At 72.1% G+C, this 13,164-nt stretch carries 11 protein-coding genes; 7 read left to right on the top strand and 4 right to left on the bottom strand.

Features of this window, described 5'->3' with window-relative positions; genetic code table 11:
- The 3 genes from ACFQ87_RS40850 to ACFQ87_RS40840 all read right to left on the bottom strand — a co-directional run.
- Positions 1-492 (bottom strand): MFS transporter (locus ACFQ87_RS40850; RefSeq protein WP_380616033.1); only part of this gene is annotated, 492 nt, incomplete at its 3' end.
- An 843-nt stretch (positions 493-1,335) separates the two neighbouring features.
- Positions 1,336-1,548, bottom strand: a complete 213-nt coding sequence (locus ACFQ87_RS40845; RefSeq protein ID WP_145911193.1) for a cold-shock protein — start codon at positions 1,546-1,548, stop codon at positions 1,336-1,338.
- 445 nt (positions 1,549-1,993) lie between these two features.
- Complete coding sequence (locus ACFQ87_RS40840) at positions 1,994-3,187, bottom strand: TIGR03364 family FAD-dependent oxidoreductase (RefSeq protein WP_380616032.1); 1,194 nt, start codon at positions 3,185-3,187, stop codon at positions 1,994-1,996.
- A gap of 163 nt (positions 3,188-3,350) precedes the next feature.
- On the opposite strand from ACFQ87_RS40840, the gene ACFQ87_RS40835 reads away from it, so the two are divergent.
- From ACFQ87_RS40835 to ACFQ87_RS40815, 5 genes are all read left to right on the top strand, one after another.
- On the top strand, positions 3,351-4,112 hold the full coding sequence (locus ACFQ87_RS40835) for a GntR family transcriptional regulator (RefSeq protein WP_380616031.1): 762 nt from the start codon (positions 3,351-3,353) through the stop codon (positions 4,110-4,112).
- Positions 4,113-4,116: 4 nt separating this feature from the next.
- Positions 4,117-4,806 (top strand): phosphonatase-like hydrolase, encoded by a 690-nt coding sequence (locus ACFQ87_RS40830; RefSeq protein WP_380616030.1) that lies wholly within the window; start codon positions 4,117-4,119, stop codon positions 4,804-4,806.
- Positions 4,807-5,257: 451 nt separating this feature from the next.
- Positions 5,258-7,207 (top strand): potassium transporter Kup, encoded by a 1,950-nt coding sequence (locus tag ACFQ87_RS40825; protein WP_380616029.1) that lies wholly within the window; start codon positions 5,258-5,260, stop codon positions 7,205-7,207.
- A gap of 93 nt (positions 7,208-7,300) precedes the next feature.
- Entirely contained in the window at positions 7,301-8,155 is an 855-nt protein-coding gene (locus tag ACFQ87_RS40820; protein ID WP_380616028.1) for a PIG-L family deacetylase, read from the top strand.
- A gap of 251 nt (positions 8,156-8,406) precedes the next feature.
- The gene (locus ACFQ87_RS40815; RefSeq protein ID WP_380616027.1) at positions 8,407-9,024 is read left to right on the top strand and encodes a LysE family translocator; all 618 of its coding nucleotides are present in this window, start codon (positions 8,407-8,409) and stop codon (positions 9,022-9,024) included.
- A gap of 61 nt (positions 9,025-9,085) precedes the next feature.
- On the opposite strand, the gene ACFQ87_RS40810 is transcribed toward ACFQ87_RS40815, so the two are convergent.
- Positions 9,086-10,765 (bottom strand): DUF885 domain-containing protein, encoded by a 1,680-nt coding sequence (locus ACFQ87_RS40810; protein ID WP_380616026.1) that lies wholly within the window; start codon positions 10,763-10,765, stop codon positions 9,086-9,088.
- Between the two features lie 162 nt (positions 10,766-10,927).
- Here ACFQ87_RS40810 and ACFQ87_RS40805 point away from each other — a divergent pair, with 162 nt between their 5' ends.
- On the top strand, positions 10,928-11,227 hold the full coding sequence (locus ACFQ87_RS40805; protein WP_380616025.1) for a hypothetical protein: 300 nt from the start codon (positions 10,928-10,930) through the stop codon (positions 11,225-11,227).
- Positions 11,228-11,315: 88 nt separating this feature from the next.
- Positions 11,316-12,977 (top strand): serine/threonine-protein kinase, encoded by a 1,662-nt coding sequence (locus tag ACFQ87_RS40800; RefSeq protein ID WP_380616024.1) that lies wholly within the window; start codon positions 11,316-11,318, stop codon positions 12,975-12,977.
- Positions 12,978-13,164: the final 187 nt, after the last annotated feature.

Genomic DNA, 13,164 nt, shown 5'->3' with positions numbered 1-13,164 from the left:
CAGCCCGCCCAGGGCGGGGCCGGTGACCGCGCCGAGCGGCCCCAGCGTCGCGGGCACACTCATCGCCCGGGCTCGCAGCTGTGGCCGCACCGAGCGCATCGCCAGCACCGGCATCAGGACGAACAGCACGGCGCCGAAGGCCCCCTGGACCACGCGCGCCGCGATCAGCGCGCCGGCCCAGGGCGCCGATGCGGCGGTGACGCTGCCCAGCGCGAATCCGGCGACGGCGGTCAGCACGGCCGGCCGGGTGCCGACGGCGTCCAGCCACCGTCCGGCGGGCAGGAGCAGGGCCACCAGGGGGAGCTGGTAACCCAGGACGGCCCACTGGGCGGTCTGGGCGGATATGTGGAAGCCGTCGGCGATGTCCGCGAGTGCGATGTTGACGATGTTCATGTCGAGCATCGCCACGAACGACAGCATCCCCGCGACCGCGACCAGGCTCCAGCGGTCCGGCGCCGCCTGCGGCACCTCCTGTGCCGTCGGCGCGCTCACCGGGCGATCCCCGTGACATCGGGTCCGAACCGGTGCGAAGAACGTTCGTTGGACCGCATGCTCCGTCCTTCCTCCTGGAACCGGGCACCGTCGACAACGGCACCCGGCACACGAGTCGGACCGGAACCCCGGGAAGTTCCGAACATCTGCATGATTCTTTTCCGAACAGAGGAACGAGCCCGTACCGGGAACCGCGGCGCCCCGCGTCGACTACGCGGACGAGTTCCTCGACGCACGCGCCCGTGTCCACCGCGAGGCCCGCCATCTCGTCGTCCGCGGCGCTCGACCCTGGCGCGAGTGCCGGAACGCGAGCGCGGCCCACTACCGCCACCTTGCTCCGTTGACGGAGCATGGGCCCATGAGCTGTGCCGACTTCCGGGAAGCGATGTCCGCTCACGTCGACGGCGAGGACACCGGGCGCCCCGGCTACCGCCCTGACCTCGACTCACACCCCGCATGCTGCACGGACTGCGCGCACTGGCTGGCAGCGGTTCGAAGCCTGAAGGGGTTGGCCCGATCGGCCCGGCGCGTCCCGGCGGGCTGGTCCCCGCTGCCCTTCGAAGGGCTCGGCGGGACACCGTAGTGCGGCAGCCGCCGGCTCCGTGTACAAGAGCTGCTCCCGAACGAGTCCGGGCAGGTCGGGGCCAGGACCCGACCCACCCGGGGAGAACGAGGCTCACTACAGGGAGATCGTCAGCCCAGCGGGCGGATGACCGACACGTACTCCTGTTTGCCGGCTACGAAGGTGAGCTGGTACTCGTCGGCGGCCGGCGCCGTGAGCGACGCCACTGTTGCTGCCCCACCGCCGACCGTGCCGGTCGCTCAGCCCGGGCAGCCCCACGGCTACCCCACGACCTGGACCTTGTCGGCCTGCATCCCCTTCTGGCCCTGGACGGCCTCGAAGGTGACCTTCTGACCTTCGACCAGCGACTTGAAACCGCCCCCCTCGATCGCACGGAAGTGCACGAACAGGTCGGGGCCCGACTCCGGAGTGATGAAGCCGTAGCCCTTCTCGTCGTTGAACCACTTCACGGTGCCGTTCTGGCGCTCGGCCATCTCTTCGTCCTTTGCGTTCGGGTCGCGCTGACCCGGAGATCCTCTCACGCAGGGAGTCGATTCCAGCACGGAAGGTGACGATTGCGGACCGGGTGCCGCCGTTGGGGGCGGCGTCACGGTCGGCCGCCACCCCTGGAGCACAGCGAGGTTCGGCCTGTCGCCGCTCACTTGTATCGTCAAGTGCCCAGCCGTATGTGAACATGCCGTACCAGCCCCCCGGCAGGCCGTGATCGTCCACGGCATGCCGGGGGGGGAAGTCCGGCGCCGAGCCGCGGTAATTGGCGCGCCGTCAGGCCTGCCTCAACTCCCCCTTCGGGACGGGGCGCAACCCGAACGGGGCCACTCGGTGGCACCGGCCACCGGGCGGCCCCGGGCAAGCGGATCAGGAGGATCAGGAGGCTCAGGCGAGCCCGGCGGGTCAGGCGGGTCAGGCGGGTCAGGCGGGTCAGGCGGTCGGAGCGAGCGTGCCGTCGAAGGTGGCGGCCGCGAGGCCGAAGGACAGCGTCATGCCGATGCCCGAGGTGACCGAGATCGCCCGGACCCCCGGCGCCAGGTCGCGCACCAGCAGCGGGCCGCGGGGGCTGCTGGCGTAGACACCCTGCCAGCGTTCGAGGATCCGCAGGCGCTCGACGCCCAGGACCTCGGCGACGGCCCCGATCAGCAGCTCGTAGGTGCGCTCGTCGATGAACGGCGGCGTGGTGGCGTCGTAGTGGTGCGAGTCTCCGACCAGCACGGTGCCGTCCGGGAGCCTGGTGAACATCACGTTGGCGCCGATCTCCAGCAGCTCCGCGCTGTGCCCGAGCACCTCCTCCCGCAGCCGGGCGGCCGAGGGGCGGGAGGTGAAGGCGTCGTAGCGGAGCATCGAGGTGGCCGTCAGCACCGCGGAGTCGGTGCGGAAACCGGCCGGGGCCTCGGCCCGTGCCATGGTGAGCCGGCAGCGCTGGACCTCGTGGTCCTCGGCGACGTCGGGGAACAGGTAGTCCAGGTCGTGGCCGACGCAGATCAGGATCCGGTCGCCATGGACCGGGCCGCGGGTGGTGTGCACCGTCCCGGATTCGACGCCGGTGACGGCGGTGCCCCACAGGATCCGGCCCTGCGGCTGCTCGGCCACCCAGCGGGCCAGGCCGGGCGCCGCCTCGCGCGGGTCCACCCGCAGGTCGGCGGGCAGCAGCGCGCCGCCCACCAGGTCGCCGGCCGCGCCGGCCGCGCGGCCCAGCAGCGCGGCCGTCTGCGCCGCGGTGCGCAGCTCGACGGCGTCGCCGCCGCGCTCGGCGCGCAGCTCCTCCAGGACGGCCGCCTCGGTCGCCGACCGGGCGACCACCAGGGTGCCGGCCTCCGCGGCCCAGATGCCGGCGGCCTCGGCGGCGCGCAGCCAGCCGGGCCGGGAACGCTGGGCGAGGGCGAGCAGTTCGCCGTCCTGGGCGCTGATGCAGCAGTGGCCGAAGTTGCGGACCGAGGCGCCGACGGGCTGCCGGTCGCGGTCGACGACGGTGACGGACAGCCCCTTGCTCAGCGCCTCGAAGGCGTGGGCCAGGCCGATGATGCCGGCCCCGACGATCACCACGTCGCTGCGGCCGGGCGCGGCGGGGGTGTGCGTACGGGATTCGGCGGGGGCGGTGGTGGGTGTGCTGCTGCTCATGGCTCCAGGTTCCGGGCTGGTCGGCGTCGACGTCAAGAGATGTATGTACAAGTTACCGTCTGTTCATCCACTCGACGAACACCGGGGAAGGGGCGGCCGTCCGGGGAAACCCGCAGGTGACCCCACCTTGAGAAGTTCCGCCCCCGAGTGTCATAGTCAGCTTGTGAAGACAAGTGATGAGCTTCCTCTCCACCAACGGCTCGGCGCCGAGTTCCAGCGCCGCATCGAGTCCGGCGAGTGGCCCGAGGGCGAGCCGGTGCCCAGCGAGTCGCAGCTCTGCGCCGAGTTCGGCACCTCCCGCGGCCCGGTCCGCCAGGCCCTGGCCATGCTGCGCCGTGAGGGCAGCCTGGTCGGCGGACGCGGGAAACCTCCGGTCGCCCGCCGCTCGGCCCCCTCCCAGCCGTTCGGCACCTTCCTGTCCTTCACCCAGTGGGCCCGCAGCATCGGCCGCGAGCCCGGGCAGACGACCGTCGAGGTGGCCCGCCGCCGGGCGACCCCGGAGGCGGCGGCCCGGCTCGGCCTCACCGAGGGCGAACCGGTCGTCGAACTGGTCCGGCTGCGACTGCTGGACGGCGTTCCGGCCATGCTGGAGCGCTCCACCTTCGTCCACGAGGTCGGCCGGATCCTGTTCGACTTCGACCCGGACAGCGGTTCCGTCTACGAGGAGCTGCTGCGCCGCGAGGTCGACCTGCACCACGCCCGGCACACCATCGACGCCGTCGCCGCCGAACCGGGCGACGCCGAGCTCCTGCACGTCGCCGTCGGCACCCCGCTGCTGCGCGTGCGGCGGCTCACCGCGTCGAGCCAGGGCGTGCCGCTGGAGGACGCGGACGACCGCTACCTGCCCGCCATGGCCACCTTCACCATCGAGAACACCATCAACGGCCGTACCGTCATCGGCCGCTACCGCACCGAAGAGGACTGACACCGTGATCGAGCTCGCCGCCCTGGACATGGCCGGTACCACCATCGACGAGGCCGGTGCCGTCTACCGGGCCCTGCGCACCGCCGTCGAGCGCACCGGGGTGCCGGTCGCCGAGGCCGACCTCCAGACCTGGATGGGCACCGACAAGCGCGAGGCCATCGCCGCCCTGGTCCGCCTCGGTGGCGGCACCCCGACCCCGGACCTCGTCGAGGACGGCTACGCGGCCTTCCGCGAGTTCCTGCGCGAGGCCTACCGGACGACTCCCCCGCAGGCCATCCCCGGCGTCGAGGAGGCCCTGGCCGAGCTGCGCCGACGCGGCATCAAGGTGGCCCTGACCACCGGCTTCAGCGACGACGTCGCGTACCCGCTGCTGGAGTCGCTCGGCTGGTCCGCCGGCGAGGGCGGCAACCTCGACGCGGTCGTCACCTCGGACGAGGTCCCGCGCGGGCGTCCGGCGCCGCACATGATCCACCGGGCGATGGAGAAGACCGGGGTCATCGACACCCGTCGGGTGCTGGCGGCCGGCGACACCGTCGTGGACGTCGAGGCCGGCGCCAACGCCGGGGCCGGTGTGGTGATCGGCGTCCTGACCGGGGAGCTCACCCGCGCAGACTTCGAGGGGCACCCGCAGACCCACGTGCTGGACAGCGTCGCCGACATCCCGTCGCTGCCGCAGGCCCGGCCCGCCGTCTGATCCGACCGCCGCAGGAGCCACCACCGTGCTGCCCAAGACCTGTACCGACATGACCACTTGGTCCCAGGTGACGGCCGCCGTCACGGCCGGGCACAGCTGCACGCTGACTGGGGGGAACAAGGAGGGCGACGAGGGGGGCGACGGGAAGGACGGTTGGGAAGACGACGCCATGTTGTCGGGCTCTGGCGGGGGGGGGGAGGGGCCGGGAGACGACGGCCCGCCGCCGCCCCGGCCCCCGGCCGGGGGCCGTCGCTCACAGGAAGCGGCGCGGCAGCCACGGGCCGTCGTCGCTGGTCGCACGGGTTTGACACCGCAGCACGACACTACTTCTACTTGGGCAGCTGACCGGCTCACGCAACCAAGCGCGCGGGCCCGGTTCGGCGCCGGAACAGTGCGAAGTCGTGGCCGGGCTACCGACTCGGACCGGCTCGCCGAGCGAAAGTTGCGACGAGTGCAGGCGATACAGATCGAGGCAGGAAAACGACCGCCCGGCGGCGGCAAGGCCGTCGTACGCGACACGGCGCGACTGGGCCTGATCGTCGGCGCGCTCGGCGTGGTGTTCGGCGACATCGGCACCAGCCCGATCTACACGATGCAGACGCTGTTCAACCCGGACGACCCGCACCCGGTGCCGCTGAACACCGCCAACGTCTACGGCGTCGTGTCGCTGGTCTTCTGGTCGGTCATCCTCATCGTCTCCGTCACCTACGTCTCGCTCGCGATGCGCGCGGACAACGACGGCGAGGGAGGGATCATGGCGCTGATCACCCTCCTCCAGCAGAAGCTCGCGAGCCGGGGCAGGGGCACCGCGGTCTGGCTGGCGGCACTCGGCATATTCGGCGCCGCCCTGTTCCTCGGCGACAGCATGATCACACCGGCCATGTCCGTGCTGTCCGCGGTCGAGGGCCTCAAGGTCGTCGACCCGGGCATGGACGAGCTCATCATCCCGATCACCACGGTGATCATCGTGCTGCTGTTCCTCGGCCAGCGACGCGGCTCCGAGGCCGTCGGCAAGCTGTTCGGGCCGATCATGATCGTCTGGTTCCTCACCATCGGCTCGCTCGGAGTCGCCGGCATCGCCGACGAGCCGAACGTCCTGCGCGCGCTGTCGCCCACGTACGCCGTCGACTTCCTGGTCAACCACTTCGGCATCGCCTTCTTCGCCCTCGCGGCCGTCGTCCTGGCCTTCACCGGCGCCGAGGCGCTGTACGCGGACATGGGCCACTTCGGCCGCCGGTCGATCACCCGGGCCTGGACCTTCCTCGTTCTCCCGACCCTGGTCCTGAGCTACCTCGGACAGGCGGCCCTCATCCTGAAGGACCCCGCCAACGTGAACGGCTCGTTCTTCCTCCTGGCGCCCGGGTGGGGACGGGTACCGCTCGTCATCCTGGCCACGGCGGCCACCGTCATCGCCTCCCAGGCGGTGATCACCGGCGCCTTCTCCGTCGTCTCCCAGGCCGCCCAGCTCGGCTACCTCCCGCGGCTGCGCATCGCCCACACCTCCGAGAAGACGATCGGGCAGATCTACGTCCCGTGGATCAACTGGCTGCTGATGATCTCGGTGCTCGTCCTCGTCTTCGCGTTCCAGAGCTCGGCTGCGCTCACCTTCGCCTACGGGATGGCCGTCACCGCGACGATCACCATCACCACGATCCTCTTCTTCTACGTCGCCCGGCAGCGCTGGAAGGTACCGCTGCCGGTGATCGTCATCGGCGGCGGCGTCCTGGTCACGATCGACCTGCTCTTCTTCGCCGCCAACATGACCAAGCTCATCCACGGCGCCTGGCTGCCGCTGCTGATCGGCCTGGTCGCCTTCGTGATCATGACCACCTGGCGGCGCGGGCGCGACGTCGTCACCGCGAGCCGTGAACGGCTGGAGGGCCCGCTGCAGCCCTTCATCGACGAACTGCAGACCGGGAAGGACGTGGCCGTCGTCCCGGGTACCGCGATCTTCCTGAACCGCTCGTCCACCACCGTGCCGCTGGCGCTGCGAGCCAACGTCGAACACAACCGGGTCCGCCACGAACACGTCGCGATCGTGGCGATCCAGACCGTACCGGTGCCCCGCGTACGACCGCAGGACCGCGCCGTCGTCGACTCCCTCGGCCACACCGAGGACGGGATCATCCTGGTGACCGTCAAGTTCGGCTACATGGAGGCGCCGAACGTCCCGGCCGCGCTGCGCCGTCTCAAGCCGGAGGAGACCGAGGGCCGGCTCGACCTCGACACCTGCACCTACTTCCTCTCCAAGATCGAGCTGACGCCCGGCCCGGAGAAGACCATGCCGACCTGGCGCAAGCACCTGTTCATCGCCACCTCGCACATCACGTCGAGCGCCGCGACCTTCTTCCAGCTGCCCCAGGACCGCACGGTGCTCATGGGCTCCAACATCGAGGTGTAGTGCCTCTCCACATCGCCCCGATTTCGCTGGCGATAGGCCGCCCGTGTACCGCAGACTCGGGCCGAGCACTTTTCAGACCGGAGGATGGTTTCCATGGTTGACCGGCCCTTGACGCTGATGGCTGTGCACGCCCACCCCGACGACGAGGCCACCGGAACAGGGGGTGTGCTGGCGCGGTACGCGGCGGAGGGGATCCGTACGGTCCTCGTCACCTGTACCGACGGCGCCTGCGGTGACGGACCGGGAGGCGTCAAGCCCGGCGAGCCCGGGCACGACCCGGCGGCCGTCGCCGCGATGCGCCGCGAGGAACTCCAGGCGAGCTGCGACGTCCTCAAGGTCAGCCACCTGGAGACGTTGGACTACGCGGACTCCGGGATGATGGGCTGGGCGGCCAACGACGCGCCCGGCTCCTTCTGGCGGACGCCCGTCGAGGAGGGCGCCGCCCGCCTCGCCGAACTGCTCCGGCACTACCGGCCCGACGTGGTCGTGACCTACGACGAGAACGGCTTCTACGGCCACCCGGACCACATCCAGGCCAACCGCATCACCATGGCGGCCCTCGAGCTGACCGGGATGACGCCGAAGGTCTACTGGACGACGGCGCCGCGCTCGGCGATGCAGCGCTTCGGCGAGCTCATGCGCGAGTTCGGCTCCGACTGGGAGGAGACGGACCCGGCCGAGACCGGGTCGGATCCGGCCGAGATCGAGGCGATGCCCGAGATCGGCCTCCCCGACGAGGAGATCACCACCTGGGTCGACACCACCGAGTTCGGCAGCCAGAAGTTCGACGCCCTGGCCGCGCACGCCAGCCAGGGCGAGAACATCTTCTTCCTGCGCATGGGCAAGGAGCGGTTCACCGAACTGATGGGCGTGGAGACCTTCGTCCGCGTCCAGGACACCACCGGCGCGGCCGTACCGGAGAACGACCTCTTCGCCGGCCTGCGCTGATCCCCCTCATGGCCCGTCCCGTGCCCCGACCCGGAAGGTCGGGCGCGGGACGGGCCCCGTCTCACACCACCGCCGACTCCGTCCGCAGTTCCATGCTCCACTCCGCTCCCCCGTCGCACGTGATCAGTGTGACGTGAGGATGGCGCGCCCCGGTCGCGTCCGTCAAGATCGTTCCATTCCCAACCACCGGAACGGAGAAGCAAGATGACGATCGGACAGAACACTCCGGGTAACCACGTCCGGGCGACGGCATGCTGACTTTCATCATCGCCGCGCTCATCCTGATCATGATCCCCGGCCCCGACCAGGCGCTGATCACCCGCAACGCCCTGGTCGGCGGCCGGACCGCCGGCCTCTACACCACGCTCGGCGGCATGCTGGGCCTCAGCGTGCACGTGTCGGCCGCCTCACTGGGCGTGTCCTCCCTGCTCGTGGCCTCCGCCGTCGCGTTCACGGTGCTCAAGGCCGTCGGCACGCTGTACCTGGTCTGGATGGGCATCGCCACCCTGCGCGCGGCCCGGCAGTCCGCGAAGGGCGCGGCGGACGCGACGGCGCCGGCGGCGGCCGGGAACACCCGACTGGTGTACCTGCGGCAGGGCTTCCTGTCGAACGCGCTCAACCCCAAGGTGGCGTTGTTCTTCGTCACCTTCCTGCCGCAGTTCCTCCCCACCACCGGGCACACCTTGGGCCAGGCGCTCGCGCTCTCGGCGGTCTTCGTGGTGCTGTACCTGCTGTGGTTCAGCCTCTACACGGTCACCGTCGACCGCATCGGCGCGTTCCTGCGGCGCCCGCGGGTACGCAGCCGCATCGAGCGGGTGACGGGCGTGCTGCTGATCGGTTTCGGCGTCCGGCTCGCGCTGATGCAGTGACCCCGGACCGGGTCGTGGGCCGGGCTCGCGTGCCCGGCCCGCGACCCGGCTCTCGTCGGCGCTACGCGAGCCTGCCGGCCAGGTCGTCCAGGCCGAGCGAGCCGTGGGCGAGCACGTCGGTGTGCCAGGACCGCAGGTCGAACCCGGGTCCGAGCCGGCGCCGGGCCGCCTCGCGTCCCTCCAGCCAGACCCGCTCGCCCAGCTTGTAGCCGATGGCCTGTCCGGGCCAGCCGAGGTAGCGGTCGATCTCGCTGGTACGGCGCGGGATGTCGCTGCCGTGGTGGGCGGCCATGAACTCGGTGGCGAGGGCCGGGGTCCAGCGTTCGCCCGGACAGAAGCCTGAGTCCGCCGGGATGGCGAGTTCCAGGTGCATGCCGATGTCTACGATCACCCTGATGATCCGGAGCATCTGCTTGTCCAGGTAACCGAGGCGCCGCGCCGGATCGGTCAGGAAGCCCAGCTCGTCCATCAACCGCTCGGCGTACAGCGCCCAGCCCTCCTTGTTCGCGCTGACCGCGCCGAGGGTGATCTGGTAGCTGCTCAGACGGTCGGCGGAGGCGGTCCAGCGGGCCGTCTGCAGGTGGTGGCCGGGGACGCCCTCGTGGTACCAGGTGCTGACGAGTTGCCAGGTGGGGAAGGACCGTCGGCCGAGGGCGGGCAGGTAGGTGCGGCCGGGCCGGCTGAAGTCGAGGCTGGGACCGTTGTAGTAGGGCGCGCCCGAGCTGCCGGGCGGCGCGATCCTGGTCTCCACCCGGCGCAGCGGGCCGGCGATGTCGAAGTGGCCGCCGTCGAGGGCGTCGATCGCCTCGTCCATGATCTGCTGGAGCCAGGCGCGGATGTTCTCCTCGCCCTCGATCGCGTGCCCGTGCCGATTGAGGTGGTCCATGGTCGCCCGCGCGCCGGCGCCGGGCAGGACGCGGTCGGCCACGACCCGCATCTCGGCGACCGTCCGGTGGAACTCCTCCCAGGCCCAGGCGTACGCCTCGGCGGGGTCGACGTCCGCACCGTTGGCCCAGCGGGCGGAGCGCAGGTAGCGCTCCCGGCCGACGGCGTCCGGGGTCCCGTCGGCAGCGGGCAGGTAGCTGTCGCACAGCCAGTCACGGAAGGCGGCCACCGCGGCGGTCGCCCGCTCGGCGGCGGCGTCCAGTTCGGGCCGTAGCCGGGCGGGGCCGGCCGCTGTGAAGCCGGTGAACCAGCTCGCGCCGCCGTCCCGTCCGGTCCAGGCGTCGAGCTGGGCGATGACCGCCCGGGCCTGCCGGGGCGCGCACAGCAGCCCGCGGCCGATGCCCTCGGCGAGGGTCGCCCGGTAGCCGTCGAGTGCGCCCGGCACGCGGCGCAGCCGCCCGGCGACGGCCGCCCAGTCCTCCTCGGTGTCGGTGGGCATCATGGTGAAGACGCCCCGCACCGTGTGCAGCGGCGAGTTGACGTTGCGCAGCTGACGGAACTGGTCCCCGGCGTCGTGCACGGCGAGCTCGGCGGTCAGCCGCTCCCGCAGCAGCCGGGCACAGTCCCGTTCCGCAGGGTCCTCGGGGATCCCGGTGCTCCGCTCGGCGGCGTCGACCGCGGCCAGCGTGCCCCGGGCCAGTTCGGCGAGCGCCTCGAAGCCCTCCGGCGACAGGTCCGGCTGCCGGTCGTCCTCGGGGTGCAGGCCGAGTCTGGTCGAAGTCACCGGATCGAGCGCCGCGACCTGCGCGACGTAGTCATCGGCGATCCTGCGGAAGGTCCTCGGCGTCTCGGGCATGCCCCCCATGCTGGCGCACCGGCCGAAACCCTGTCAGCGGCCCGGGGCGCATTTCGGCCGGGCGGAACCGCCCTGGGCGCGTCGCGCGTCGGAGCGTGCGTACGCCCGCCGAGCCCGAGGCCGTGCGGGTCAACGGAACCGGGGGCCGTCAAGATGCTGATCGTGCTCGTACTCTTCGGCGCGGGCTTCGGCCTGGTCCTGATGGGCGTCCACAAGCTGCACACCGCGGTGCCCACCTGCTACGGCCGTCCCATGTCGCCCGAGGACGTCTGCCACCCCCGCGCCGCCGGCTCCTTCGGCGAGGGCATGCCCGAGCCCCACGACTCCACCTACCGGGAGCAGTTGGACAACCTCACCAGCGGGGGCTGGACCGCCATCGTGATCGGCGTGGTCCTGCTGGCGGTGGCCCTCCTGGTCGCCGGCGTCTGGGCGGCCTCGGTCGTCCGCGAGAGCCGGGAGTGAAAGGCCCGTACACGACCGGCCGGGAGCCCGTCTCGGCGGGCCCCCCGCGTGGCCGGAACTGTCCCCGGGATCTCCTACCATGACCGCCATGAACACAGCTGGGGCGGAACGACGCCTCGTCGACGGGCGCTTCGAACTGCTCCAGCAGCTCGGTGGCGGCGGCATGGGCCTGGTCTGGCGGGCCCGGGACAACGCACTGCACCGCGAAGTGGTGCTCAAGGAGGTCCGTCCGGCGGACCCGGCGATGGCCGCGGCCGACCCGGACGGCGTACGGGAGCTGCGCGAGCGGGTACTGCGCGAGGCCCGGGCGCTCGCCCGGCTGCAGCACCCCAACGTCGTGGTCATCCACCACATCGTCGACAGCCCGGAGCACCCCCACCCCTGGCTGGTGATGGAGCTGGTCAGCGGCGGCAGCCTCGCCGACCGGCTGTCCCACGGCCCGCTCGGTGTGGCCGACGCCGCCCGCATCGGGCGCGGCGTGCTGTCCGCACTGCGCGCGGCGCACGCCGTCGGTGTCCAGCACCGGGACGTCAAGCCCGGGAACGTGCTGCTGCGCCTCGACGGCACCCCGGTGCTCGCGGACTTCGGCATCGCGGCCGTCCAGGACGCCACCGCGCTGACCGCGACCGGGGCGCTGATCGGTTCGCCCGAGTACATCGCACCGGAACGGATCCGCGGTCAGGAGGGCAACCCCTCCTCCGACCTGTGGTCGCTCGGCATGCTGCTCTACGTCGCCATCGAGGGCCGGCACCCGCTGCGCCGGGCGACCACCCTGGCCACCCTGGCCGCCGTCCTCGACGAGCCGCTGCCGCCCCCGAGCCGGGCCGGGCGGCTCGGGCCGCTGCTGGTCGCCCTGCTCGGCAAGGACCCGGCGCTGCGCCCGGACGCCGAGCAGCTCGACCGGGCGCTGGCGGAGGCCGAATACGAGACCGGGACCTTCCCGCTCGCCCCGCCCGCCCCGCTCGCCCCGCCCGCGCCGTCGGCGCCGCAGGACCGGATACCCACCGGCTTCCCGCTGCCCCCGACCATGGGCGCGCCTGCGGCGTCCACCTCCCGCCGGGGCCGCACCACGATCGCCGTGGTGGCGGCCGGTGCGGTGGTGCTCGCCGGCGCCGGGGCCCTCTACCTGAGCCGGTCCGGCACCGACGCGGCGGCCGATGCGGCCAAGGCCCCGAGCAACACGACCGGCGCCACGAGCCTCGTGTCCGGCAACCCGCCGCCCGCGACCTCGCCGTCCACCGCCGCCACGCCGACCGCCGTACCGACTGCGACGGCCGCCGTGCCGCCGACGGCCGCCCCGTCCGCGGGAGCGACCCTGCTGACCCCGGACGGCGTGCGCCGCACCGTCGCGGCCCTGCAGCCCTACACGCCCGGCAACAAGGTCTTCGAGCTGACCGTCTACCCGGAGTACGCCATCGCCGAGGTGCCCACCGCGGCCGGCCCCAAGCTCTACGACCGGATCACGATCCGCGACGGCAAGGTCGACCGTGAGGCCGGCGGGGAGCTGAACGGCGACGAGAAGCCCATCGACCTGCAGCAGTACAGCTGGGACGTCGTGCCCGGCCTGCTCCAGCGCGCCCAGGACACCCTGAACGTCCCCCAGCCGACGACGCGCTACCTGCTCATCAACCCCGACATGTTCGACGGCAGCCCCACCATCAAGGTCTACCTAACCGACGACTACGGCACCGGCTACCTGGAGACGGACCCGAAGGGCACCACCAAGCGCACCTACGCCCGGGGCTCCTGACCGGCGCCCGACACCGGCGCTCCACGCCGGCGCGACGCCCCTGGGCCGAAGGGCGGACCGCGCGGCCCGGACCCCGCCCGGGGCGATGAGACCGCCCCGAGCGGGGACACGGTCAGTCCAGCGCCGTGATCCGGTTGCTGAGCGTCCCGAGCCCCTCGATCGAACACTCGACCACGTCGCCGGACCT

Source organism: Kitasatospora sp. NPDC056531 (assembly GCF_042794375.1).
GTDB lineage: Bacteria > Actinomycetota > Actinomycetes > Streptomycetales > Streptomycetaceae > Kitasatospora.
This window is presented reverse-complemented; position numbering and strand designations above follow the sequence as displayed.